Source organism: uncultured Gilvimarinus sp. (assembly GCF_963975215.1).
Classification (GTDB): domain Bacteria; phylum Pseudomonadota; class Gammaproteobacteria; order Pseudomonadales; family Cellvibrionaceae; genus Gilvimarinus.
The window spans coordinates 112,320-136,331 of record NZ_CAXBFW010000002.1; the positions used below are offsets into that span (position 1 = coordinate 112,320).

Sequence of the window (24,012 nt, forward strand, 5' to 3'; positions counted from 1 at the left end):
ACTCTAATAACTGACGGTGCGGGGTGAATATTTGCTACAATCACGCCTTGCGCAATACGTCGCCCACACCTCCAAAACGCCCAATCTTAGCGGGCCCTTGTACGACCTGCATTAATAAAAGGTGCCCTATGTTTGCATTTTTCGAACAGCTGCTCAAACCCTTTCCAGAGGATGGCGCAATCCGCCCGCCCAAAGGCCTATTAGCCTTTTGTTTGTTTTTTACCCAAGGGGCCAAACGCTACCTATTAATGATGGCACTGCTGTCGGCCACTATTGCCATTATCGAGGTATCGCTGTTTGGTGCGCTGGGCAGTTTGGTGGATTGGCTCAATAACACCTCGCCCGACACCCTATGGCAGGATTACGGCGGCCGGTTAACCGCTATTGCCCTAACCCTATTGGTTGGCATTCCTCTAGTCATTGCCCTGCACGCATTGTTTATCCACCAAACCATGCTGGGTAACTTTCCCATGGCCATCCGCTGGAAGGCGCATCAATACCTGCTGGGGCAAAGTGTTGGCTTTTTTCAGGACGAGTTTTCCGGCCGTCTGGCGACTCGCGTGATGCAAACCGCACTGGCGGTGCGCGAAACCGTAATGAAACTACTGGACGTTGCCGTGTACATCGGTGTGTACTTTGGCAGCATGATACTGCTAATGGGCGCGCTCGACTGGCGCATGGCAATCCCCATGTTAGTTTGGGTAGTTGGCTATATTGGTACCCTCGCCTACTTTTTGCCCAAGCTGCGCCAAATATCCACCACCCAGGCCGATGCCCGCGCCGAAATGACCGGCCGTATTGTCGATACCTATACCAACATTCATACGGTAAAACTTTTCTCTCACGCCGGCCGTGAGGCCAGCTACGCCCGCGACGGCATGAACCAGTTTTTACAAACCGTGCACCCGCAAATGCGCTTGGTTACCGTACTAAACGTGTGCGTCTGGAGCTTAAACGCCCTGCTGATATTCTCATTGGCTGCGCTGGCTATTAGCCTGTGGGCAGACGCCGCCATTACCACCGGCGCCATCGCCACCGCCTTGGCCATGGTGCTGCGCATCAACGGTATGTCCCAGTGGATAATGTGGGAGATCTCCTCGCTGTTTGAAAATATCGGCACGGTGCAAGACGGCGCCAACACCTTAACCCAACCCTTTACCATCACCGATAAACCCGGCGCGCGCGAGCTACAGGTTAACCGCGGCGAAATTAACTTTAATGACGTCGACTTTGATTATGGCGAGGACAAAAACGTTATTCAGCAATTTAACCTCGCCATCAACAGCGGTGAAAAAATTGGATTAGTCGGCCGGTCCGGCGCCGGCAAATCCACACTGGTAAACTTATTGTTGCGTTTTTACGATATCTCCAGCGGCCGCCTTACCATCGATGGGCAAGACATCGATCAAGTAACCCAAGAGAGTTTGCGCCAGCATATTGGTATGGTCACCCAGGATACCTCACTGTTGCACCGCTCCATTCGCGACAACCTACTGTACGGTCGCCCCAACGCCACCGAGGCGCAAATGATCGCCGCCGCCAAACAAGCCCAGGCCCACGAGTTTATTGTTAGCTTAAAAGATTCAAAAGGCCGCACCGGCTACGATGCTCACGTGGGCGAGCGCGGCGTAAAACTCTCGGGCGGCCAAAGGCAGCGCATTGCCATCGCCCGGGTGCTATTAAAAGACGCGCCCATTCTAATTCTGGATGAAGCCACCTCCGCACTCGACTCCGAAGTAGAGTCGGTTATCCAAAGCAACCTCACCCACCTAATGGGCGATAAAACCGTTATCGCCATCGCCCACCGGTTATCCACCATTGCCGCGCTAGACCGGCTGATTGTGTTAGATCAGGGCCGTATCGTCGAGCAAGGCACCCATCAGGAGTTGATTGCGCAGCAAGGGGTTTATGCGCAGTTGTGGGCGCATCAGTCTGGGGGGTTTTTGGGGGAGGATTAATGGGCGGCGCGCGGCGTTGAATGCGCTTTGGTTAGCAAGGCGCCGTGCGATTTACAATAACGCGTTTTTTAGCAGGTTGACCTCTGTCGCCGGGCAGGCGAGTGGCTTTTCTGTTTGGCCAAATCAAAGTAAAGGCCGCTCGGGCGCTTCCTTAAGGGCTAGGTGGGCTTTTCTTTACGGCCTAGCATGTCGATGTATTTGTTAAATCGTTTCGCTCTTGTTTCAGGCTTCTTCGCACTTATCAATCCGTGGGCGATAATATAACGGCTCGACTTGGTGAGTGTTTCAAAAAACTGCTTTGCCTCCGGCTTGCCTTCGAGTACCGCCAAAAAATCTTCCGGTACTGACATTTCACTTACCGCATAAGCGTTATCCCACCGGCCATCTGCCTTAGCGGCCGTTACGTGTGCAAGGCCCGCTTCCGTCATCCGGCCCTCGCTTATCAAACGCTCCACATGCTCGCAGTTTCTTTTCGACCAGTTGCTTCGCGCTTTTCTGGGCGATATGCGCTGGATAAAGGCCTGTTCATCGAGTGACTTTCTAATACCATCAATCCAGCCCCAGCGCAGCACCTCAACTACAACATCATCCCACGTCACACTCGATACGCCAGAGCTTTTCTTATACATCTTTACCCACAACTCAGTTTCGCTGGCGTGATTCAGCTCAAGCCAGTGACCAAGGTCTTCCGGCTTACTGAAGGATAAGATTTTGTCTGGATCGGGTGTGGGCATAAAATAGAGCACCTGACGCAAGCGCGTTAATATTCTGGAGTAGCGTGTAGGGCCTACCCCACACCAGACATCATTCCGAACGCCACATCACGTAGCCGTCAGCGTCCTTGGCGCGACGTAGCATCTCGATAAGCGGTGTGGCCCGCGCCGAAATGCTCACCGGCTTCGGCTCATCGCCGTCCTCAGCCTCCTCCCAATCATCGCCACCGCCCTGTTCCTCAGGGTTACCACTGTCTGCCTTGTCCTGCTCACGCGCAACGGCCGAAGTCAGCTTATCTAGCGCTGAAGACAGAACTTCACCATCGACCGCCCCTTCTTTGCTGCCGCCATGGCCCATCATAGTAAGCACTTGACCGGCGACATTATCAAGCATAACGAAACCTGCCGACTCTTCACTGTAGAATTTGATCAAAATCAGATACCTCTATTAGTGAGCAATACAAAAGAAATAGATGGTCGAGCTCAAACGAAACACGTAATAAAACCGACTTTACTGTGCCTGCCAGCTAAGCTCAATATTTTTATGAGAAGAGGGTTTTCTACTACAAGTGCTCCCAGATAACTATAGAAGATGTCTACTTTTTGTGGGTAACTTGGGCGCATAACGCCCGGCTCACGCGCCGGTTTGGAGCTGAGAAGCAGTGGAACACCGGTCGCCGTGCAGCCGATTGTTATGTGCGTTTCGCACCTTGGTACTACTAGCACTTTGACATGGCTTTATAGTGGTCTAGGTAGCCCGTTTTCTCAAAAACTAGCCTCAACCCTTCCTTGAAGACGTCATAGTTGAACTCCTTCATATCTATGATGTTCTGGCCAAGTGAATGTGACTCCCGATTGATGTACCGGCAAAAGGCTTGGTACTTCGCATCCTGGAGTTCAGGCATCTGGAAAACCTTATTTAGGTCCTTCTTTCGAACAAAGTTAAAAAAATACTCCACTATATTGCGCATACAGTTTGCGATAAGTGCCGCCGGTTGAGATTGGTCATTAACAACGGACCAGTACGCTTGATAGTCATTTTGAATCTCTTCGTACTTCATCTCCTGGATGACACTGCCAGAAGAGGGCTTTGAAAGCCTAAACAATTTCTGTGTTTCTTTGCGGCGCTCGTGATTCGGGTCTGTCATCTCGTAGAAGAAGTAGAGACTATGAGTCAGGACAATAACCTGACTGAACTGCTCCCCTTTGAAGAATACCGAACGAATGAGTTGCCCTACGTTGAAGATGAATACATGAGAAAGGCTCGAAATTGGATCATCAATCACCGCAATGCGCTGAGCGTGGGTGTCCTCTGCACTAACCTTTCCCTTACACAGCTCGCAGAAATACAAGAAGCTGATCATCATCTTCTCTCCCTCGCTTAGCGAGTGAAATGCGTCTTTGGAATCGCCTGCGCGCACCACGCGATATAGATTGTCAGAGTGCTTCTGTACGCTGAAGTCATCTATGCCGAGATCAGTCAGACCTGTATTTATAGCGGTAATCGCTTGGTCAATATTCACAGTCTGTTTTTGCGCCTCCGCAATTTCCCCCTTGACCTTTGTCAGCGCAGCATCAATATTTCCGATACCTACATCTAAACCTTTCAATTGCTGATTGGCAGCTCGTCGGTCGGCATCAAACCTCGTCATTGTTTGGTCATACTGCCATCGCATCAGTTGCCAAAATTCGTTGCGTAAGTTTTCGAGAGCAGATCCGCGATTCTTGAGCTTGTCGTTGTACTCATCGACTTCTGAGTTAATCTGATCGACTGTTGAGTTGAAATCGGCGATTAAGCCAGTCGTGTCGGACAACGTAGTCGGAACCTTTGGGCTCGTTAACTTTGTTTCAATCTTTCGAGCATTACTCTGGATAGCGTCTACAAGTAACTGATATTTGTTGGCTATGGAGTCCCTGCGCTTTTCTGCGAATGAATGGTCGGTAAAGGAACTCAGCCCCGGCAACGAATCAAAGGCGGCTCGGTACGCATTTAGAAGTTGTGCAAGCTCGTCTAACTGCTGCTCATAGGTCACATCAAAGTACGACCTTACGCTGTCGATAAATTTCTCCGAAATTGTCGCCTTCTGGCAAAATGGGCATTGCGCGCTTGAATCACCTACGCTCTCCGGCAAGAAAGAAAGGCCTTGCTTCACCCAGTCCGAATTCCCCAAACTCTCGATTAGAGCGGCAACCTCACTATCGGTATTCCCCAAGATGGATTTTCCGAACGCTGGGTCCGACTCAACACTGTGAGAAGTAAAAGACAGAGTTGTTAGTCGCTGTTGGAACTGAGCATCATCACCTTTGAGCGCCTCTACTTCCTGCCGGATTGTTTGAACATCTTTTTTTGGCTCACTAGCTGGCTTCGGGATACTCTGGAGATGGGCAAAAAGCTTGTCTTTTTGGGCCTTCAGGCCTTCGAGACAGTACTCAAGAATGCGATCTCCACCAGCATAGGTCTGCTTGATGGCCCAAACTTTTTCTATGGCCTGGTGTTTTTGTCTGGAAAATTCCTGTGTTGCCAATTCCTTTTCATCGCGCTTCTCTTGTAGATCCTGCTCAAGCTCCCCTTGCTGCTTAGTCGCCTTGGCTATCTTTTGTTCAGCTTCTTTATTCTCTTTTGAAAGGCTGAAGATGCCTTGCAGACTATCCGCAACGTAGAAGTTGTCTTGTATGAACTTCTGGTTGTAAACGAGAATTGGAGCCGATTCTGCGGGAACCTTTTTGCACAAGATGAACGCAGGATTGTCGGGCTCATAAAGAAAATTGGAAATTGTTGATTTACCGGTGCCGTTTAGGCCGTAGATAAGATTTATTTTCTTATCCGTAACGAGCGACGTAGCTTGCTTAAAGCTTGCCACTGCATCCATGTGAATTTCGGTAATCACCTATTGCTACCTCCTACTTCAAAGCATATAACAGCTTATTAGTGTGCGGACCGAAAAGTGCGCCAAGCAACCTATCTTTTGTCGCATACACTTTAGCAGCAAAATCCACCCCATTGATTTTAAGATGAAAAAAGCCCGACAAGCCATTTATCTTAAAAAGTCAAAGTACGCCAGCGTGATTTGACGCTGGCAACCTATTTCATTTAACAGGAGCACAGCATTCACCACATAAGCCATTGTTTTTAAATAGTTTTAAAGCCGAATCGAGCTATTTTTGCCATTTAAAAGTGAGCCGGCTCACAATGAACTCGCGGTTACGCGCTTTGGTCGTAAAGGGGCCAAGAAGAAAGGGATAAAGGGGACTTAAAACTAAACATCCATTTAAACCATACTCTCCATCTAAATACGTGCCGATACTTCGCAAGCGCTTATTATTTAATGATACTAACCGATAATGATTTTTATGCCAAGCCGGAAATGCCGCCATATGCAGTGCCGCCCTGCACTACGTCAGCTATTAATATTTGAGCTGCACTATTAGCCATATTGGCCGTCAAGTCGAACCTCAGCTCAACGATTTAGGGCATTCGAGGTGCGTTCAACCAGTGTGATCATACGGCACCAAAGCGCTTCGTAGCAAAAAAGCCACTGGATACCGGCTCAAGGCCGGCATGACGTGTGAGGCGATAAAAGGTGGTATTTCATCGATCCTGCCAGCTACGAAGTGATGTTTTGAACTCCCCCGTAGATACAGCCGAATGGAGGCTTATTTTATCGGTTGAGCACACAGGACGTGTGCGAGAGGATTGTCAAGGCATGGACGCCCTGTCAATCCGTGCCGTTAAAATCAGCCGGAGTGAGGGGACCCGAAGGGCTGGATATGTGGGGGCGCGCCTTTTGAGTACTTTTCGTCGCGAAACGAAAAGTACTTCGCCACGCCCGGCGACTCGGGCATATAAAAAAACCCGCGTTAGCGCCCCCCCCTAACCTACCGCCGCCACAACCGATCATAAATCAACAACAACAACCCCACCACAAACCCCACATGGGCCACCGCCGCCCCTAGCGCAAACAACCACGCCAACTCGGTACGGACTGAAACCGCCCAACCAAAACTACTGGTAATGCCGTAGGGTAACGCCGTGAGCAGCACCACGATTAAACTGAGGGCGATGATTTTTAACCCCCGGTCGGCCCGCGCGTATAGCACGCGGGTGATGGGGTTGCGTTGCCACAGGTAGTTGGCTGCTCGCTTAAAGCTCATGTTGCCGTGTGCCGCCAACCACTAGCGGCGGGTGATGCGCCAGCACTGGTGGATTTTTTGGTTGCGGGAAAAATCATCATCGATAGTCGCGGCCGAGATATCCTCTACCTGATACCGGCTGAGGGCATCGCTGTCGAGTTTAAAGCTGCGCAGGTTGTTGGAAAAATACAGCACCCCGCCCTCGTCCAGCAGCACCATGGATTGATCGATTAAGCTTACATGATCGCGCTGCACGTCTAATACATCGATCATTTTTTTAGAGTTAGAAAAGCTCGGCGGGTCGAGCATAATCAAATCAAATTTTTGCTCGGCTTCTTTTAACCACTTAACGCAGTCGGCTTTTTCTAGCCGGTTGCGCGACTCACTTAAACCATTCATGGCCAAATTGCGGCTCGCCCAGTTTAGGTAAGTTTGCGACATATCCACGCTTAGGGTAAAGCGCGCCCCGCCAAGGGCGGCCTGCACGCTGGCGGCCGCGGTATAGCAAAATAGGTTTAAAAAGCGTTTGCCTTTGGCATCGCTCGCAATGCGCAGGCGCAGCGGGCGGTGATCTAAAAATAAACCGGAATCCAGATACTGCCACAAATTAACCAGCAGCTTGGCATTGCCCTCTTGCACTTGTAGCAATTCACCCATGGGCTTTTCGTGAAGTTTTTCATACTGCATAACACCGCGATTGCGCCGGCGCTGTTTAAAGCTAACGGACTCGGGCGCGACATCTAACGCGACCGGTACGGCGGCCTGAATTTCCTGAAAGCGCTCGGCCGCGGCTTTTTCATCAATCGAGCGCGGCGGTTGATACTCTTGCACATGCACCTGGCGGCGAATGGTGTTGGTACCGTCTACCACACCTTCGTACACATCGATGGCGCAGGCATATTCCGGCATATCGGCGTCGTACAAGCGGTAGCAGGTAGCGCCGCTGCGCTTGCGCCAGGATTTAAGTTTTTTGCTGTTTTTTTGCAAGCGGTTAACCAGCATCTGCGCGCCGTTGCTTAACGCGACCGGCGCCGAAGAGTCGGCATCGGGCGCATCTACATCGGCCGCCCGGTTTTGCACGGTGTATTGCGGCTCGATAGAAAACAGCAGTAGCTCGCTGGCAATGGTGCCATTAAACAGTTTGTATTTTTTTTGCGCCCGCACACCCATTTGCTTGCCAAGCTCTGGGTTGCCGGTAAAAATTGCCGCGCGCCAGCCGGTAAACTCTTCGCGCAGTCGCTCGCCCAAATGGCGATACAAACTCTTCATGGCTTCAATCTCACCCAAGCGCTCACCGTAAGGTGGGTTGGTGACGATAATGCCGTGCTCTAATGTTTTGTGGGTGGGCTTAACAAACTCGCGTAGCTCTTTGCGGGTAACCCGCAGCCAATCATCAAAACCGGCGCGGGTGATGTTTTCTTCGGCGGCGCGTATTACGGCTAAGTTGGCATCGTAACCGCGAATTTCCGGCAACTCGCGCTCCAGCCCTTTGCGCTTGCGCGACTGGGCTTGCTCGCGCAGCTCGGCCCAGAGGTTGGCATCGTGATTCAGTAAGCGCTCAAAGGCAAAGCCCGTGCGCATTAAGCCCGGCGCGATATCGGCGCTGATCATAGCCGCCTCAATCAAAAACGTACCCGAGCCACACATGGGATCCAGCAGCGCCTCTTGGGCACCACTGGTGCCCCAGCCGGCGCGCATTAAAATGGCGGCGGCGAGGTTTTCTTTGAGCGGGGCCTCACCCTGTGATTTACGATAGCCGCGGCGGTGCAAACTCTCGCCACACAAATCCAGCCCGATGGTCACTTTGCCCCGGGCCAACCGCGCGTTGACCCGCAAATCCGGATCGCGCTTTGCCACGTCGGGCCGCTCGCCGGTTTCGTCGCGAAAACAGTCGACGATGGCGTCTTTCACTTTTACCGCACCAAACTGCGTGTTGCGAATCGAGCGGCTCTCGCCGCTAAAATCCACCAACAGCGTACCGCTTGGCTTAAGGTATTGTGTCCAGTCGATGGCGCGCGCGACCCGGTATAAATCATCGGCGGTATCGACTCGCTCTTGAACCAGCGGCATCAAGATTTTGTTTGCCAGACGCGACCACAGGCACACCTCGTAAGCTTTTTTGATGTCGCCCGAGAAGTACACACCCGCAATGGTCTCGCGGACGTCTTCGGCGCCGAGCGCTTTCAGCTCATCCAGCAGGAGTGATTCGAGCCCCTTCGGGCAAGTGGCAAAAAATTGATGGTCGGCAATCATGGGGTAAGCTATCTCAACACTAGTAAAACCAAGCATAGGCCTGATTATCTTCGCCGCCGAGACCATAATTGCCCCGGACGGTTCCGTAAAATGACGGTAAACCTAAGACCCTTGCGATCTATTAACGTCTACCGCTATAAAAATTAATTCGTTCACAGCGCCGCTAGATTTTGGTGTACTGGCTGTCCGCCGCTGAAAATCATACAGCGCATGTCGGTAAATTCCTACCGGCAACGGCGGACAACCAGATCAGCTATGTACGCCATACACCAAGCTTGACGCCCGACTCAGTGAGTGAGCGTCATGGGGATTTGCGCCCTGCTACCAACACTCCCCTCGGGGGATCGGAGCCACACCGGCCCACAGGTTGCGCAGCCCAAGTTAGCGGCTTACCACGATCGGGCCGTACCCGGCTCGGCTCGCGGTAACAGCAAACACCCGGCACATGGGTTTTGCCCGCCGCAACGCCAGCAACTTGGCGCCGGGCTCACAGCTGGTCTACCGGCCGCCACTGCACTTGGCCCTGGGCTGAATCACAGGCCGGCAACCGCCGCCTGGCAGTGGCTAACGTTCACCAAGGCTAACTTTACGGCTAGCCGCAGACACAGGAGATGGTAGTTTTCGCAATTTTCTCAATCACACTACGGGAGCGACGCCGGCTCTGGGGTCTGACACAGTGTTCGGCACAGATGAGCATCAACTAAGCTAACGCTCAAACGGCGCGCTCATAGGGCAACCGAAGAGGTATTGCAAAGCATGAAACGCCAAAAACGTGATCAACTTGAACGAGCATTCGGTAAAGGTTATCAGGCCGGAATTGACGGGCGATCCAGAAGCATATGCCCCCATGAAACCGGCCTTACACGGCAGCAATGGATGAGCGGCTGGCGCGAATCGCGCACCGATCAATGGGACGGGTTTAATCGCGCGGCACAGGTGCAAAAGCTGAGCAACCTCCATTAACAACTGAGGCCATAAGACAACGACGACTTTACGTAACACTGCATTAAAAATGGCATTACAGAAAGACTCATTGTAAAAGACTCAGGATCTGCCACCCGCAGATCAGGCCCGCCCAGCGCGGGCCTTTTACGTTTTAGCCCGCCGCTTTTACCGCCCTGATGTTTCCAGTACCTTTTCACGGGGCCACCCTACACCCCATCGCCTTGCCTGCGTACTTACGAGCCCGCTTGCTCGCGGCGATACTTTGCCACCGCCTCGGCGCACTCTTTAACCAACCCAGGCCCCTGATAAATAAAGCCCGAATACACCTGCACCAAACTCGCCCCGGCGGCCATTTTCTCTACCGCCGCCGCCGCACTGTCAATACCACCGACACCGATAATGGGAATGCGGCCATCGAGAACTTTGGCCAGCGCCGCGATCACCGCGGTGCTTTTATCCCGTACCGGGGCGCCACTCAAACCGCCCGCCTCGGTGTGTTGCGGGTCGGTTTCTACGCCCTCGCGGCCAATGGTGGTGTTGGTGGCGATAACGGCGTCGATTTCTAGCTTAAGCAGGGTCTTGGCGACCGAGGCTATTTCGGCCTCGTCCATATCCGGCGCTATTTTCACGGCGATGGGCACGTAGCGCTCTTGCTCGTCGGTTAGTTTGCGCTGCTCTCGTTTAATACCGGCCAATAGCTCGGTCAGGCTCTCGCCAAACTGCAAATTGCGTAAGCCGGGGGTATTGGGCGACGAGACGTTAACCGTGACGTAATCGGCCAGAGCGTACACTTTGCGCAGGCAGGCGCGGTAATCACTCAGGGCGTTCTCTACAGGTGTTTTGGCGTTTTTACCTATGTTTATCCCTAGGATACCGTCGTATCGGCGATTTTTAACCTGGGCCACCAAATGCTCCACGCCTTTGTTGTTAAACCCCATGCGGTTAATAATGGCGTGATGCCCGGTTAACCGAAACAGACGCGGCTTGGGGTTACCCGGCTGAGGCAAGGGCGTAATGGTGCCGATCTCGACAAAGCCAAAGCCCAGGGCGCCCAGCGCGTTAAAGTAGTCGCCATTTTTATCCAGCCCCGCCGCCAGCCCCACCGGGTTGGGAAAGCGCAGCCCCATCACCTCGACCGGGTCATCGGGCACGCTGCCCATCAAACGGGTTACCCCTAAACGCTCCGCCGCCCCCAGGCACTCCAGGCTTAGCTCATGAGAGGTTTCGGGGTTAAGACGGAACAACAGGTTACGTACGGCGTGGTACATGGCAATTACTCGCTTAATTCGTCAAAAACGGCGCAAGGATACTGAAATTAGCGCCCGGCGTCGATTTTTTCCAATCGCTCGCAGCGCTTGGATTGATCAAAAAGAATACGAAACCGCCCTTGCACCCCACTGTAGGTGACGTATGGCCGCAGTAGCGACAAGGGAAACCGCAAGCGGCGGCCATCGTTAGTGCGGGCCAGCACCTCGCGGACACTGCCGCGATAATACAGCTCCAGCTGCTCGGCACTGATGTTTAAGCTAAATTCCAGCTGGCTAAGTGGCCCTTGGGTCATTATCTCATCGCTTAGTCACTACTGGCGGGGCCGTAGCACAAGTATTTTAACTGTTGATACTCTTGCATGCCCTGGCGGCCACCCTCGCGGCCAAACCCGGATTGATCGATACCGCCAAAAGGCGCCATGGCATTGGAGATACCGCCCTCGTTAACCCCCACCATGCCAGACTCTAGCGCCTGGCCGACACGCCAGGAGCGATCCAGGTTCTGCGTGTAAAAGTACGCGGCCAAACCGAAGGGGGTGGCGTTAGCCAGCTCGATGCCCTCGGCCTCGATGGTAAATTGTAACACCGGCGCCACCGGGCCAAAGGTTTCTTCCTGCCACAACTGCATTTTTGGCGTTACGCCCGTTAGCAGGATGGGCGCCACGCGATTATGCGCCAAGGTACCCGGCTCATCGCCCAGCACACATTCGGCGCCCTTTTCTAACGCGTCCAGATAGTGGCACTTAACCTTATCTACCGCGCCGGCGTTAATGAGCGAGGTTTGCTGCACCTGCTCATCAAAACCGTCGCCAACTTTTAACTCGCTCATTGCCTTTTTAAGCGCCGCCACGAAGGTATCGTGAATGCCCGCTTGCACCAAAAAGCGGTTGGGGCAGACGCAGGTTTGCCCGGTGTTGCGAAATTTAGAGCCAATAGCGCCTTTTACCGCCAGCTCGACATCGGCGTCATCAAAAACTATAAAGGGAGCATTGCCGCCAAGCTCTAACGATAGCTTTTGCAGGTTGGGAGCGCACTGCTCCATAAGTTTGCGCCCCACACTCGTCGAGCCAGTAAAGCTGAGCTTTTTAACCAACCGCGACTCGGTAAACACTTTGCCGACTGTTGCCGAATCGCCGGTGACTACGCTAAAAGCGCCTTTGTCGATACCCGCCTGCTCGGCCAAATCGGCCAAAGCAAGCGCACTGAGCGGTGTCATAGAGGCCGGCTTAACCACCATCGAACACCCTGCCGCTAACGCGGCGGCCGCTTTGCGGGTAATCATGGCGGCGGGAAAATTCCACGGGGTGATGGCCACACTAACCCCAATAGGCTCGGGGCGGACTAACAAGTGCTGTCCGGCCTTAGACGCCGGGATCATCTCGCCGTAGCCGCGTTTCGCCTCTTCGGCAAACCACTCAATGTAGGAGGCAGCGTAATCGATCTCGCCACGGGACTCGTTAATCGGCTTGCCCTGCTCGGCGGTCATAATGCGCGCTAAGTCTTCTTTGTGCGTTTGCATTAATTCAAACCAGCGGCGCAGCCTGGCCGAACGCTCCAGTGCCGTTAGGGCTCGCCAGTATTCAAAACCTTGCTGGGCGGCGATTAATGCCTTTTCTAGCTCGCTTTGCGACAAGGACGGCACTCGTGCGATCACTTTATCGGTAGCGGGGTTAACCACCTCGATACCCTCACCCGCCCCACCTGTTTGCCATTGCCCGGCGTAAAAACACTGCTCGTGCCATAGGGCCGGAGTCTGTAACGATATGGCGGGTGTCGCTGCTGTCATGTTCATGGCTGACCTCAAGTTAATCTGTGTAACGGTTAAACCGATGCGTTAGCAACTATTGCAAAAAGTATTGCAAAAAGCGGCGTTAAACCTACAACCATCAAGCAACCGAGAGCCCGGCTATGGCCGGTGTTGCGCACCGGCTCCGGTTTAACGGCCCGATACTAAAAACAGTAAGCAAATTCCTTTCCGGCTCGACGGATCACACATTTAAAAGGCACTAGCTGTCATTGCCCGAGCGGGCCAAACCGGTAAGCTCGCGCAGGGCCACCGCAAACATCGCGTAATCCACCACTTGGGTGGCCCGCACGTGTCCGGCCATCGCTAGCCAGCGATCAATATCGGCGCGATGAATTTCACACCAGCGGGTTACCGCCTGCCGCGCCGCCTCTGGGTCGTTATCGGTGCTGGACACCAGGCTGGCGCTAATGCGGCGTAATTCAGATTCCAAATCATCCATATAGGCTTCGCGAGCCAGTGCCTGCCAATAATTTTCAACCCGGATACCAATCAGCTGGCGGGCAAAACCATCCAACTCCAGGGCCGTGATTAACGCCATATACACCTCGGTGACAACCTCCGGTGGCCGCTTGCAGCGATACGCCACCTCAACCACAGCGAGCCCCGAGTACAAATACCCCGGCGATACTGTATCTTCGGCAAGCTCTGGCTCTACGCCCTGAGCGGTAAAGTGCTCGATTCGCTCACGCCAGGAGGCCTCGGCCGCCTCGGGTATTACGTTCAGTAACGTAGCCCGAACCGCCTGTACCGCCTTGGCAAAGCACGCGATCTCGGCGCTTATTTCGAGCTCACCCGAGCGGTTACGCAAAAACCAACGCGTGGTGCGCCTTACCCGGCGCATTAACTCTTGCATTAATGCCGTTTGCGTCGCGGCCGATACGCTAAAGTCCAGCGCCTCAAGCGCCGCCCAGCTCTGTGGCGCCTGCTCGATCTCCCGAGCCACACGATAGGCACTGGCCACCAGTGCCGAGTCGGCGCCGGTGGCGTCGCGCAAGCGCTGCACAAAAGTAAAGCCCTGACGATTAACCAACTCGTTAGCAAGCTGAGTGGCAATAATCTCGCGGCGCAACTGATGCCGCTCGATGGCATCTGGATAGGTGTTGCGCAGCTGTTGCGGAAACGCCTCGGCACACAACGTTTTAACGGCCGGCTCGTCCACAATAACGGAGCTCGCCAACTGCTCTTTTAAATCGACTTTGGCGTAGGATATAAGCAACGATAGCTCGGGGCGGGTTAGCCCCTGCTCTTTGCCCTGCCGGTCGACCAGTTCTTCATCGGTGGGCAAAAACTCAAGGCTACGATCGAGCTTACCTTCACTTTCTAAAAAGTTAATAAAACGGCGATACTCGGCGCTGCGCGCCAAGGCATCGTCCTCGGCCAAACTAATGGCCTGCGTCTGATGATAATTATGGGTTAGCACACTGGCGGCCACCTCATCGGTCATCGACACTAACAAATCATCGCGGCGCTCTTGCTCAAGCTCGCCACGCTTGAGCAAATCGGCCAGCAGAATTTTGATATTGACCTCGTGATCAGAGCAATCCACGCCGGCGGAATTATCGATAAAGTCAGTATTGCAAGCGCCACCCTTTGCACAAAACTCCACCCGGCCACGCTGCGTCATCCCCAGGTTGCCGCCTTCGGCAAAGACCTTGCAGCGCAACTGGGCGCCGTTAACGCGTAAGTTATCAGAGGATTTATCACCAACCTCGGCGTGCGACTCTTGCTGCGCTTTAACGTAAGTGCCGATGCCGCCGTTCCAGATTAAATCGACCGGTGCCTGCAGTAACTGATGAATCAACTCATCCGGCGTAAGCGAGTCGGCACTAAGAGCAAAACAAGCTTTCATTTCAGCGCTAATCGCAATGGCTTTAGCGCTGCGGGAAAAAACACCACCGCCGCTGCTAATCAAATCCTCGCTGTAATCTTGCCAGCTGCTGCGGGGCATATTAAACAGCCGCTCGCGCTCGGCAAAGCTTTTTTGTGGGTCTGGGTTGGGGTCGATAAAAATATGCAGGTGGTTAAACGCGGCCAAAAGCTTTGTTTGGTTAGAGCACAGCATCCCGTTGCCAAACACATCGCCACCCATATCGCCGATACCGATAGCGCTAAAAGGGGTAGCCTGAACATCGATACCCAACTCTTTAAAGTGTCGGCGTACGGCAACCCAAGCGCCCTTAGCCGTAATGCCCATGGCTTTGTGATCGTAGCCGTGACTACCGCCCGAGGCGAATGCGTCGCCCAACCAAAAGTCATGCTCGGCGGCGATGGCGTTAGCTTTATCCGAGAAACTGGCCGTGCCTTTATCGGCGGCAACCACCAGGTAAGGGTCATTCTCGTCGTATTTGATCAACCGCTCTGGCGAGACAATACTGTCGTCTTTAAGGTTGTCAGTTAGATCCAGCAATGCGTGAATAAACTGCTGATAACAGGCCACCCCCTCGGCCATAAACTCTTCGCGGTTAAGCTTGCCGGCTTGCTTACAGACAAAGCCACCTTTGGCGCCGCTGGGGACAATCACCGCGTTTTTAACTTGCTGCGCTTTTACCAGCCCCAGCACTTCTGTGCGGTAATCCTGCTGCCGATCAGACCACCGCAGGCCGCCGCGAGATATTTTACCGCCGCGTAAATGCACGCCTTCAAAGCGTTTGCCGTAGACAAATATTTCAAACAAAGGCTTGGGCTCGGGGATATCGGCCAGTTCGCGCGAGGCGAGTTTTACCGCAAAAAAATCACGCCCGCGGGCCTGATAAAAATTGCAGCGCACACTCGCCTTTAACAAGCTTAGGTAATGGCGAATAATTCTATCCTGGTTGAGGTTGGCCACCGCATCCAGCGCGCGCTGGATGCCCCCCTCAGCCTCGGCCATAGCGGCGGCGCGGGAGGTATCCTCCGCATCTTCACGGGCACTCCAATCGGGACAAAACTTGATCGCAAAATATTCGCACAGTTGCGCGGTAATATCCGCGTGGGTCGCCAGCGCATCGACGGTGTAATCTAAGGTATAGCTCACCAACGTCTGGCGTAAATAGGCCGCATAAGCGCGCAGCATGTCAGCGTGTTGCCAATCGAGGCCGGCATCAACCACCAGTCGATTAAAGCTGTCGTTTTCGGCTCGCCCGCGCCAGAGCGCCACGATAGTGTCTTCAAAGCGCTGCGCCAGAGCCGGACTAAAGCTTGCCTCCTCATTTTGGCTTTGCAGCGTAAAATCGTGCAGCCAGACCCGGGTGCCCGAGGCGTGCTCAATCATAAACGGGTGCTCGGCAATAACCCGCAACCCCATGTTTTCCACCAGCGGGATAATATCGGATAGCGCCACAGCGCTACCGCGGTGCATCAACTTAAAGCGAAACCGGTCGTCGTTACCCTCGGAGAACTCCACGGCCAAATCTTCGTCACCGCCAACCAGCTCTTCTAATACCGCAATGTCGTTTACGGCATCGCGCCCACGGTAATACTCCTGATAACCGTGGCCAAAGCTGTGGCGGTATTTTTGGTGAAGCTTCCAGCCGCGCTCCTCGCCGTAGGCTTCGTTTAACGCCAGGTATAAGTCGTCCTCCCAGGATCTAACTTCGGCCGCTACGCCTTGCTCTAGCTCGGCCATATCGAATGTCACATCGCTGTCGTTGGGCAGGCGAAACACCAGATGCACCCGGGCCAACACCGACTCGGAAAAATAGGTATTAAACTGTTGATCGCAGGCTTTTATTTTTTGCGCAATATAATTTTGAATGCGCTCGCGCACCGCACTTGAAAATAAATCCCGGGGGATAAATATTAAACAACTTAAAAACTTTCCGAACCTGTCGGCGCGGGCAAAAACACGCACCTGATAACGCTCGCCAATGGCAAGAATACCGGTAATGGTGTCGTACAGTTCGGCGGTGCTGGCCTGAAACAATTCATCCCGCGGGTATGTGGCAATCACCTGCGCCAGAGCTTTGCCTTCGTGGGTCCAGGGGTTTAGGCCGATACGCTGGCGCAACTCGGTAATTTTATCTCGCACCAGGGGGATTTTCTCTGGCGAATCGTAGTACACCGACGAGGTGTATAAACCTAAAAAACGCGCCTCACCACACACCTGACCATCGACGGTAAACCGTTTGACCACGACATAATCCGGGTATACGTGACGGTGCACCCGGCTAAGCTCGGGCGACTTGCTAAACGCCATAACCGCCGGCGACAGGTAAAACCGCTCAATACCGGGGTTGGAGCCATCAAAGGTTTTGATTTTGCGCGGCCGGCCATCATCAAACAAACCTAACCGGCGACTGGTATTTTCCTGTAGCACCTGTGTGCCATCGCGCTCTACCCGGTCGAATTCGGCATAACCTAAAAAGGTAAAATGATCGGCCATTAACCAGCGCAAAAACTCCTGGGCTCCGGCCACACCGTGCAGTTGCTTAATATCCAGCACAGGCTGTAGCTCATCGGCCACTTGCTGGGCACAGGCTTTTAACTTCTGAAAGTCTTCAACCACCTGCACCACCTGACCCAACACTTCTTTAAGAGCCTCTTCTAGCTCACGCAACAGCGATTCATCGGTGATGGTGCCGATTTCAAAATACAACAGCGCCTCGGCGGGCGCGTCCTGGTTGCTTAAAGGCTCGACACTTTGTAGTACTCCGGTGTCTCGCCCGGCGGCAAAAGGTGTGCTTTTAACACTGTATATAGGTATGTTGCGGGCGGTCAGCTCCAAGCGCACCGAGTCGACCAAAAATGGCATGTCGCGCTGATGCACCAGCAATATTGTATGGCCACTGCTAAAACCGTGACTGGCAACCTCTGGATTAAACACATGGAGGTTGGGGAAGCTATACACCTCTTGCAGCTGACGCCAGATGCAATTCAGTAACGCCACCACATCATTCAGTGCGCGGCCATCAAAGTCAGCACTGGCAAAATGCCTAAAAAACAACCAACACCAGTTTTCACAGGCTTGCCTCTGCCCGGCCTCAGCCTTAGCGGTGACCGCGCTAACGACCTCTTGCGTGGCTCTTTCATCGGCACTGGAAAAAACATCCACGTTACTCATCGCGCTGGGTACTCCTGTGTTTGGACAACTCGTGCTCTTACCTTAGCAAAGGCGACACCAAGATGTATAAAATAGCCGAGGTAATCACTAAGAAATATTACCTGTGTCTTTTTAGGCGCACCAAGGGTAACAATAAACCGCACGACACCTTGATTTTTAAGGAACTGACGCCACATTTGTCAGTCTACGGCCTGACATTTTGATTTGAGTGCCATCACAATTGCCCCCTTGCGCTGCGGTTAATCCGTGACTCGTCGAGCGTTTTTGTCAGCTTGGCAGGCAAGGCTTTGTGTTAACTACAGATAACGCTATGCTAGGCGCCAGTTCAAAAGTCCAATAAACGTGATAACCAATACCAGCGAGTGGCAACCGACCTGACGAGCTCCTCCCACTGGTATATTTACAACGAAGGTTTCGTCTCATGCAGCCACAAGAACACATCGAAGCGCTAACGCACTGGCTTAACGATCAAATTGTGGGCCAGCCCCACCTGGTACAACGGCTCCTGATCGCGCTGCTTGCCGATGGCCATTTACTGGTAGAAGGCGCGCCGGGGCTGGCAAAAACCAAGGCGATTAAAACCTTGGCCGATGCCATCGAGGGAGACTTTAACCGTATTCAGTTTACCCCCGACCTACTGCCAGCCGACGTCACGGGCACCGATATTTACCGCCCCGAGCACGGCAGCTTTGAGTTTCAGGCCGGGCCAATCTTTCATAACCTGGTACTGGCCGATGAGATTAACCGAGCGCCGGCCAAGGTGCAGTCGGCACTGCTAGAGGCCATGGCCGAGCGCCAGGTCAGCGTGGGCAACAAAACCTACCCACTGCCGCCGCTATTTATGGTTATGGCAACCCAAAACCCCATCGAGCAGGAAGGCACCTACCCGTTGCCCGAGGCTCAACTCGACCGCTTTTTGCTCCATGTGAACGTCGATTACCCCGATATCGCCGCCGAGCGAAAGATTTTGGCCATTATCCGCGCCGAAGCTACCGCCAGTGCCGCCACCCCGCCAACGCCCATTACGCAAGAGACATTGCTACAGGCGCGCCGGGACATTTTAGGGCTGCATATGGCCGATTCGGTGGAGGAGTATATTGTTCAGCTGATTAACGCCACCCGCCGCCCCGCCGATTACAGCGAGGCCCTGGCCGATCAATTAGAGTATGGCGCCAGCCCGCGCGGCACCATTGCGCTGGAGCGCTGCGCCCGGGCCCACGCCTGGCTCGCCGGCAAAGATTACGTCAGCCCCGACGATGTCGCCGCAGTGATTCACGACTGCTTACGCCACCGTTTAATATTAAGCTTTGAGGCAGAAGCGGCCGGCACAACCGCTAATGATGTTATCGACCAACTGCTTGCCTACGTCCCGGTTGCATAAGGTGTATTAATGACTGCGCCTAAAGAGCAACACACCGGCGGCGCCTATTGCGATATGGCCAGCTTACTGCGCGCCCGCTTTAGCGCCCGCGAGCTAAACTTGTTTGCCCGCCGAACGGCCAAAAGTATGCAAAGCGGCCGATTGCGCACCCGGTTTCGCGGTCGTGGTGTCGACTTTGAAGAAGTGCGCCTGTATCAAGCGGGTGACGATATCCGCGCGATTGACTGGCGCGTCACCGCCCGCACGCAAGTACCGCACACCAAGCTCTATAGCGAAGAGCGCGAAAGGCCCGTGTACATTCTTTGCGATCAGCGCCCGGGTATGTTTTTTGGCAGCGTTAACTGTTTTAAGTCGGTGCTGGCCTGCCATATAAGCGCGCTATTAAGTTGGGCGGCACTCGAGGGTGGCGACCGCTTAGGTGCACTGGTATTTAACCACACTGATTTTCGCGATCTGCGCCCCAAGCGCAGCAAGCACAATGTGTTGGCCGCGCTTCAGCTGCTGCAAAGCTTTAACCATAAACTTACCAGCCCCATCGGCCATGGCCCGTTAAGTCTGGCGCAAATGCTAAAAGACACCCGGCGCATTGCCAAGCCAGGCTCGGCGCTGTTTATTGTGAGTGACTTACACGACCTGGATGCCGAGGCCGAGAAACAACTGTTTCACTTACACCGGCACCTGGATATTACCTTGATACGCACAACCGACCCGCTGGAAAGCAGCATTAGCGGGGCCGGCCAACTAACCGTTACCAACGGTCAGGAGCGACAATTATTACCGGTAGGTGACCGGCAGTTTCAACAGCAGTATCGCGCACTCAGCGAGCAACGCGAGCAGCTACTCCAGCAAACCACGCAACGCCTTGGTCTGGAAGTTATTGAGATAAGCACACAGGACGACCCCGTCGAACAACTTCGCCAACGCTTTGCTCGCCAGCGGCGACAAACAACCCGTCAGCGCAAGCAGTAACCATGAATCCAAACGATCCACTGGCCCAGTTAAAAGATATTCATACACCCGACCCCGTCTCCTGGTGGCCGCTAGCCCCCGGCTGGTGGGCTATTATCGCCGCGAGCATTATCCTTTTAGCGCTACTGGCTTACTGGCTAAAAAAACGTCAAAACGCACGTCGCTATCGGGTACAAGCGGCCGCCGAATTACACGCTTTACGCAATGCCCAGCTTAGTAATAGCCACTTTATCGAGCGGGTAAATGCAATCCTTAAACGCGTTGCCATCCAGAGTGACAAAACACATAAACCCGGTCACCTAAGCGGCTACGCGTGGCTTGAATACCTGGATCAAACTTTTACTAAAAGCTCTAACGAGTTTTGCGAAGGCGCCGGGCAGGCACTGGGTGATGCCGCTTATCAAGCCAACCCCGAGCTGGAGCAACAAGCCGTATTAAACCTTGCGCGGCGTTGGGTTAAACAACAAAAACCGGTAGCTTCTAAAAACCGCAAAAAGGTTAATAACACAACACAAAAGGAGCGCGCTGATGTTTGAGTTTGGCTGGCTCTGGTTATTAGCCCTACTACCCGCCCCTTTGCTGATTCGTTTTTTGCCAGCGCGTCAGCAACAGGAGGCTGCGCTACAAGTGCCATTTTTTGATCAGGTTAACGAGCTGAGTATTAAACACCAGGCACGTAGCACAAACCGTTTTCACTACCTATTGCTGTGGTTAATTTGGGCCTTGTGTGTCATTGCCGCCGCCGACCCCAAATGGTTAGGCGAGGCAAAGTCCTTACCTTACACCGGGCGGGATTTAATGCTGGCGGTGGATATATCCAAAAGTATGGATGAAAAAGACATGCTGCCACCCGGCGTAGCCAGCATGCAGTTTCAAAATCGCAGCTACAACCGGCTCGACGCGGTAAAAGCGGTTATTGGCGATTTTGCCGAGCAACGTCAGGGCGATCGCTTAGGCTTAATTTTATTTGCCGACCAAGCTTACCTACAAGCACCTTTAACCTACGATACGGCCACCGTAAACCAACTGCTGCAAGAGTCACAAATCGGTTTTGCCGGCTCGGCAACGGCGATTGGTGACGCACTTGGCCTGGCGATAAAACGTTTAAAAGATCGCCCCGAGGGCAGCCGCCGTATTATCCTGCTAAGCGACGGCGCCAATACGGCGGGCCAAACCGAGCCTCTGGAGGCCGCACAAAAAGCCCGTGACATGGGTGTTAAAATTTACACGATTGGCTTTGGCGCCGACGAGCAGATTGTACAAACCGCTCTTGGCCCAAGGCGTTACAACCCCTCGCGGGATTTGGATGAAAAAGCCCTGCAGGAAATCGCCGAACTCAGCGGCGGGCAATACTTTCGCGCCCGCACCACCGAAGAGCTGGAGCTGATTCACAAACGTTTAGACACCCTGGAGCCAATCGAGCTGGATGAGCTAAAAGTACGGCCCAGCAAACGCCTGTTTTACTGGCCACTGGGCCTAGCCTTAACGCTGGCACTTTTACTTGCCCTAACGTTTATACCGATGACCCGCCGCACTGAGCGTACCCAAACACAAGCAAAGGGGGTAAACGGATGAGCTGGTTAGCCGACTTTCACTTTTTACGCCCGTGGGCGCTGTTGCTGATTATTCCGGTGGCCATAATAGTGCTTGCCCTGTGGCGCAGCCGGGCCAATCATTCGCGCTGGCAACAACTGATCGCGCCCGAGTTGCTAACGCACTTAATAGACGGCGCCAGTCAGCGTAATTCTCGCCTCGGGCTTATGGCCATAGCCCTGGCTTTGACGGTCGCGTGCATCGCCCTTGCCGGGCCCGCCTGGGAGCGTCAGAGCTCGCCGGTGCATCGTCAAGCCAACGCGCTGATCATCGCGCTCGATTTATCCCCATCGATGGTAGCCGAAGATGTTAAGCCCAGCCGTTTGGTGCGCGCCCGGCTCAAAGTGGCCGAGTTGCTTAAAGTGCGTGACGAGGGTGAAACTGCGCTTATTGTGTACGGCGATGACGCCCACCTGGTAACACCCTTAACGGACGACACCCGCACCATTGCCAGCCTGCTCCCGACACTCTCCCCGGCCATTATGCCGGTACCCGGCAGCCGGCCCGAGGCCGCTGTTGAGCGCGCGCTACAAATGTTTAACGACGCCGGTTATGCGCGCGGGCACATTTTATTGGTAACCGATGAGGTGACCGAATCGGCAGCCGACAACATTAACCAGGCGTTAAAAAACAGCGGTATCCAATTACTTATTTTGGGTGTGGGCACCGATGCCGGCGCGCCGATTCCATCCGGCCGCGGTGGGTTTGTGCGCAACGCCAACAATGATGTGGTTATCGCGCGTCTGGGCAGTGCGAAGCTGCAAAAGCTGGCACAACAAAATGGTGGCCGTTACATCAGCAACACCATCGATCAGCAAGACATAGAGTACCTAAACCCCACCAACACAAGCTTTGACGGGGCAAAACAAAGCGACAACCTGAAGCAAAAAATGGATCAGTGGCTCGACCGCGGGCCACTGTTAGTGCTGTTGCTACTGCCGGTTGTACTGTTGAGTTTTCGGCGTGGGCTGATCGTCGCCGTCCTGCTACTGCCGATGCTTACCTTGCACTCTAATAAGTTACAGGCGGCGCCACTCGACAGCGTATTTTTAACGCCCGATCAGCGGGGCGCAAAAGCCCTTGACGCCGGTGACGCCGCCGCTGCCGCCAGCGAATTTAACGACCCGCTTTGGAAGGGTACTGCACAATATAAAGCGGGCGATTTTGCCAGTGCCGCAAAAACGTTTGCCCAGAGCGATAGCGCCCTCGCCCACTACAATCGCGGCAATGCTTTAGCCCGCAGCGGGCAACTGGACGACGCAATCAAAGCCTACGAGCAGGCGCTTGCCGCGGACTCCGGCCTGCAGGATGCCAAAGACAACAAAACGCTTATCGAAAAGCTTAAAGAGCAGCAGCAACAGCAAGAACAACAAAATCAGCAGAGTCAGGATCAGTCGGGCGAGAACTCCTCCGCCGGAGATCAGAGCCAGCAAGAGCAAGAGCAACAGAAGCAACCAGACCAGGAAAACCAAGAGGGCGAGAATAGCCAGTCTGAGCAAAACTCAGGCGCTAGCTCATCGGCCGGCAATAACTCACAAAACCCACAAGATCAGACGGGTCAGTCTGAGCAGCAAAACTCGGCCGCCTCGTCGGCCGGCAGCGGCTCGCCAGAGCAAGACAACCAAGCGCAAGGGCAGTCGTCGTCCGGGGCCACCGGGCAGCAACAGTCCGAGCAGAGTCAGGCATCGTCCGCCTCCAGTACGACTGGCGATGAAGCAACTGAAGGCGACCAGGAAGCCGAAGCCCAAATGCAGCAGCTTGAGGCACCGCCAGAGCCACTGACGCCCGAAGAGCAAGAAGCGCGGCAGGCGACCGAGCAATGGCTGCGCCAAATACCTGACGACCCGTCGGGTTTGCTGCGCAATAAGTTTCGTTATGAGTACAATCAACAACGCCAAGAGCGGCAAGAAAAAAAGCTCAACACTTTTGGCAATTCCGAACAACGCTGGTGATACG

The 24,012-nt window shown here is 53.9% G+C and carries 16 protein-coding genes; 7 read left to right on the top strand and 9 right to left on the bottom strand.

Annotated features, from left to right (window positions below; genetic code table 11):
• The first annotated feature begins 128 nt into the window (after positions 1 to 128).
• Positions 129 to 1,958: an ABC transporter ATP-binding protein gene (locus tag AAC019_RS02400; protein ID WP_339896961.1), complete on the top strand. Its 1,830-nt coding sequence runs from the start codon at positions 129 to 131 to the stop codon at positions 1,956 to 1,958.
• A 158-nt stretch (positions 1,959 to 2,116) separates the two neighbouring features.
• Here AAC019_RS02400 and AAC019_RS02405 read toward each other — a convergent pair whose 3' ends face one another.
• The 5 genes from AAC019_RS02405 to rlmKL all read right to left on the bottom strand — a co-directional run bounded on the left by AAC019_RS02405 (position 2,117) and on the right by rlmKL (position 9,091).
• Complete coding sequence (locus AAC019_RS02405; protein WP_339896962.1) at positions 2,117 to 2,692, bottom strand: YdeI/OmpD-associated family protein; 576 nt, start codon at positions 2,690 to 2,692, stop codon at positions 2,117 to 2,119.
• Between the two features lie 70 nt (positions 2,693 to 2,762).
• Positions 2,763 to 3,104 (bottom strand): DUF1840 domain-containing protein, encoded by a 342-nt coding sequence (locus AAC019_RS02410; protein ID WP_339896963.1) that lies wholly within the window; start codon positions 3,102 to 3,104, stop codon positions 2,763 to 2,765.
• A gap of 286 nt (positions 3,105 to 3,390) precedes the next feature.
• Positions 3,391 to 5,559, bottom strand: a complete 2,169-nt coding sequence (locus tag AAC019_RS02415; RefSeq protein ID WP_339896964.1) for an AAA family ATPase — start codon at positions 5,557 to 5,559, stop codon at positions 3,391 to 3,393.
• A gap of 988 nt (positions 5,560 to 6,547) precedes the next feature.
• Complete coding sequence (locus AAC019_RS02420) at positions 6,548 to 6,823, bottom strand: hypothetical protein (RefSeq protein ID WP_339896965.1); 276 nt, start codon at positions 6,821 to 6,823, stop codon at positions 6,548 to 6,550.
• A 21-nt stretch (positions 6,824 to 6,844) separates the two neighbouring features.
• Positions 6,845 to 9,091, bottom strand: coding sequence for a bifunctional 23S rRNA (guanine(2069)-N(7))-methyltransferase RlmK/23S rRNA (guanine(2445)-N(2))-methyltransferase RlmL (gene rlmKL, locus AAC019_RS02425; RefSeq protein WP_339896966.1), 2,247 nt, complete (start codon positions 9,089 to 9,091; stop codon positions 6,845 to 6,847).
• A gap of 720 nt (positions 9,092 to 9,811) precedes the next feature.
• Between rlmKL and rmf the strand changes: the two genes are divergently transcribed.
• Complete coding sequence (gene rmf, locus AAC019_RS02430) at positions 9,812 to 10,018, top strand: ribosome modulation factor (protein ID WP_041524671.1); 207 nt, start codon at positions 9,812 to 9,814, stop codon at positions 10,016 to 10,018.
• Positions 10,019 to 10,233: 215 nt separating this feature from the next.
• Here rmf and AAC019_RS02435 read toward each other — a convergent pair whose 3' ends face one another.
• The 4 genes from AAC019_RS02435 to AAC019_RS02450 form a co-directional block, all read right to left on the bottom strand.
• Positions 10,234 to 11,268, bottom strand: coding sequence for a quinone-dependent dihydroorotate dehydrogenase (locus AAC019_RS02435; RefSeq protein WP_339896967.1), 1,035 nt, complete (start codon positions 11,266 to 11,268; stop codon positions 10,234 to 10,236).
• A 47-nt stretch (positions 11,269 to 11,315) separates the two neighbouring features.
• Positions 11,316 to 11,561, bottom strand: coding sequence for a DUF2835 domain-containing protein (locus AAC019_RS02440; protein ID WP_339896968.1), 246 nt, complete (start codon positions 11,559 to 11,561; stop codon positions 11,316 to 11,318).
• A gap of 11 nt (positions 11,562 to 11,572) precedes the next feature.
• The gene (locus AAC019_RS02445; protein WP_339896969.1) at positions 11,573 to 13,060 is read right to left on the bottom strand and encodes an NAD-dependent succinate-semialdehyde dehydrogenase; all 1,488 of its coding nucleotides are present in this window, start codon (positions 13,058 to 13,060) and stop codon (positions 11,573 to 11,575) included.
• 214 nt (positions 13,061 to 13,274) lie between these two features.
• On the bottom strand, positions 13,275 to 18,113 hold the full coding sequence (locus AAC019_RS02450) for an NAD-glutamate dehydrogenase (RefSeq protein ID WP_339896970.1): 4,839 nt from the start codon (positions 18,111 to 18,113) through the stop codon (positions 13,275 to 13,277).
• Between the two features lie 421 nt (positions 18,114 to 18,534).
• Here AAC019_RS02450 and AAC019_RS02455 point away from each other — a divergent pair, with 421 nt between their 5' ends.
• From AAC019_RS02455 to AAC019_RS02475, 5 genes are read left to right on the top strand one after another with little or no spacing between them, the layout of a single operon-like run.
• Complete coding sequence (locus tag AAC019_RS02455) at positions 18,535 to 19,494, top strand: MoxR family ATPase (RefSeq protein WP_339896971.1); 960 nt, start codon at positions 18,535 to 18,537, stop codon at positions 19,492 to 19,494.
• A 9-nt stretch (positions 19,495 to 19,503) separates the two neighbouring features.
• On the top strand, positions 19,504 to 20,463 hold the full coding sequence (locus AAC019_RS02460; RefSeq protein ID WP_339896972.1) for a DUF58 domain-containing protein: 960 nt from the start codon (positions 19,504 to 19,506) through the stop codon (positions 20,461 to 20,463).
• Positions 20,464 to 20,465: 2 nt separating this feature from the next.
• Positions 20,466 to 20,999 carry a DUF4381 domain-containing protein gene (locus AAC019_RS02465; protein ID WP_339896973.1) on the top strand — a complete coding sequence of 178 codons (534 nt, stop codon included), beginning with the start codon at positions 20,466 to 20,468 and terminating at the stop codon, positions 20,997 to 20,999.
• On the top strand, positions 20,992 to 22,038 hold the full coding sequence (locus AAC019_RS02470) for a VWA domain-containing protein (protein ID WP_339896974.1): 1,047 nt from the start codon (positions 20,992 to 20,994) through the stop codon (positions 22,036 to 22,038). Before AAC019_RS02465 ends, AAC019_RS02470 begins: the two co-directional genes overlap by 8 nt.
• On the top strand, positions 22,035 to 24,008 hold the full coding sequence (locus tag AAC019_RS02475; RefSeq protein WP_339896975.1) for a VWA domain-containing protein: 1,974 nt from the start codon (positions 22,035 to 22,037) through the stop codon (positions 24,006 to 24,008). Before AAC019_RS02470 ends, AAC019_RS02475 begins: the two co-directional genes overlap by 4 nt.
• Positions 24,009 to 24,012: the final 4 nt, after the last annotated feature.

What these genes read in the sequence shown, in the direction of transcription:
- AAC019_RS02420 (WP_339896965.1), bottom strand. Translation starts at nt 6,823, where the DNA reads ATGAGCTTTAAGCGAGCAGCCAACTACCTGTGGCAACGCAACCCCATC.
- AAC019_RS02460 (WP_339896972.1), top strand. Translation starts at nt 19,504, where the DNA reads ATGACTGCGCCTAAAGAGCAACACACCGGCGGCGCCTATTGCGATATG.
- rmf (WP_041524671.1), top strand. Translation starts at nt 9,812, where the DNA reads ATGAAACGCCAAAAACGTGATCAACTTGAACGAGCATTCGGTAAAGGT.
- AAC019_RS02450 (WP_339896970.1), bottom strand. Translation starts at nt 18,113, where the DNA reads ATGAGTAACGTGGATGTTTTTTCCAGTGCCGATGAAAGAGCCACGCAA.
- AAC019_RS02455 (WP_339896971.1), top strand. Translation starts at nt 18,535, where the DNA reads ATGCAGCCACAAGAACACATCGAAGCGCTAACGCACTGGCTTAACGAT.
- AAC019_RS02475 (WP_339896975.1), top strand. Translation starts at nt 22,035, where the DNA reads ATGAGCTGGTTAGCCGACTTTCACTTTTTACGCCCGTGGGCGCTGTTG.
- AAC019_RS02465 (WP_339896973.1), top strand. Translation starts at nt 20,466, where the DNA reads ATGAATCCAAACGATCCACTGGCCCAGTTAAAAGATATTCATACACCC.
- AAC019_RS02470 (WP_339896974.1), top strand. Translation starts at nt 20,992, where the DNA reads ATGTTTGAGTTTGGCTGGCTCTGGTTATTAGCCCTACTACCCGCCCCT.
- rlmKL (WP_339896966.1), bottom strand. Translation starts at nt 9,091, where the DNA reads ATGCTTGGTTTTACTAGTGTTGAGATAGCTTACCCCATGATTGCCGAC.
- AAC019_RS02445 (WP_339896969.1), bottom strand. Translation starts at nt 13,060, where the DNA reads ATGAACATGACAGCAGCGACACCCGCCATATCGTTACAGACTCCGGCC.
- AAC019_RS02435 (WP_339896967.1), bottom strand. Translation starts at nt 11,268, where the DNA reads ATGTACCACGCCGTACGTAACCTGTTGTTCCGTCTTAACCCCGAAACC.
- AAC019_RS02405 (WP_339896962.1), bottom strand. Translation starts at nt 2,692, where the DNA reads ATGCCCACACCCGATCCAGACAAAATCTTATCCTTCAGTAAGCCGGAA.
- AAC019_RS02400 (WP_339896961.1), top strand. Translation starts at nt 129, where the DNA reads ATGTTTGCATTTTTCGAACAGCTGCTCAAACCCTTTCCAGAGGATGGC.
- AAC019_RS02440 (WP_339896968.1), bottom strand. Translation starts at nt 11,561, where the DNA reads ATGACCCAAGGGCCACTTAGCCAGCTGGAATTTAGCTTAAACATCAGT.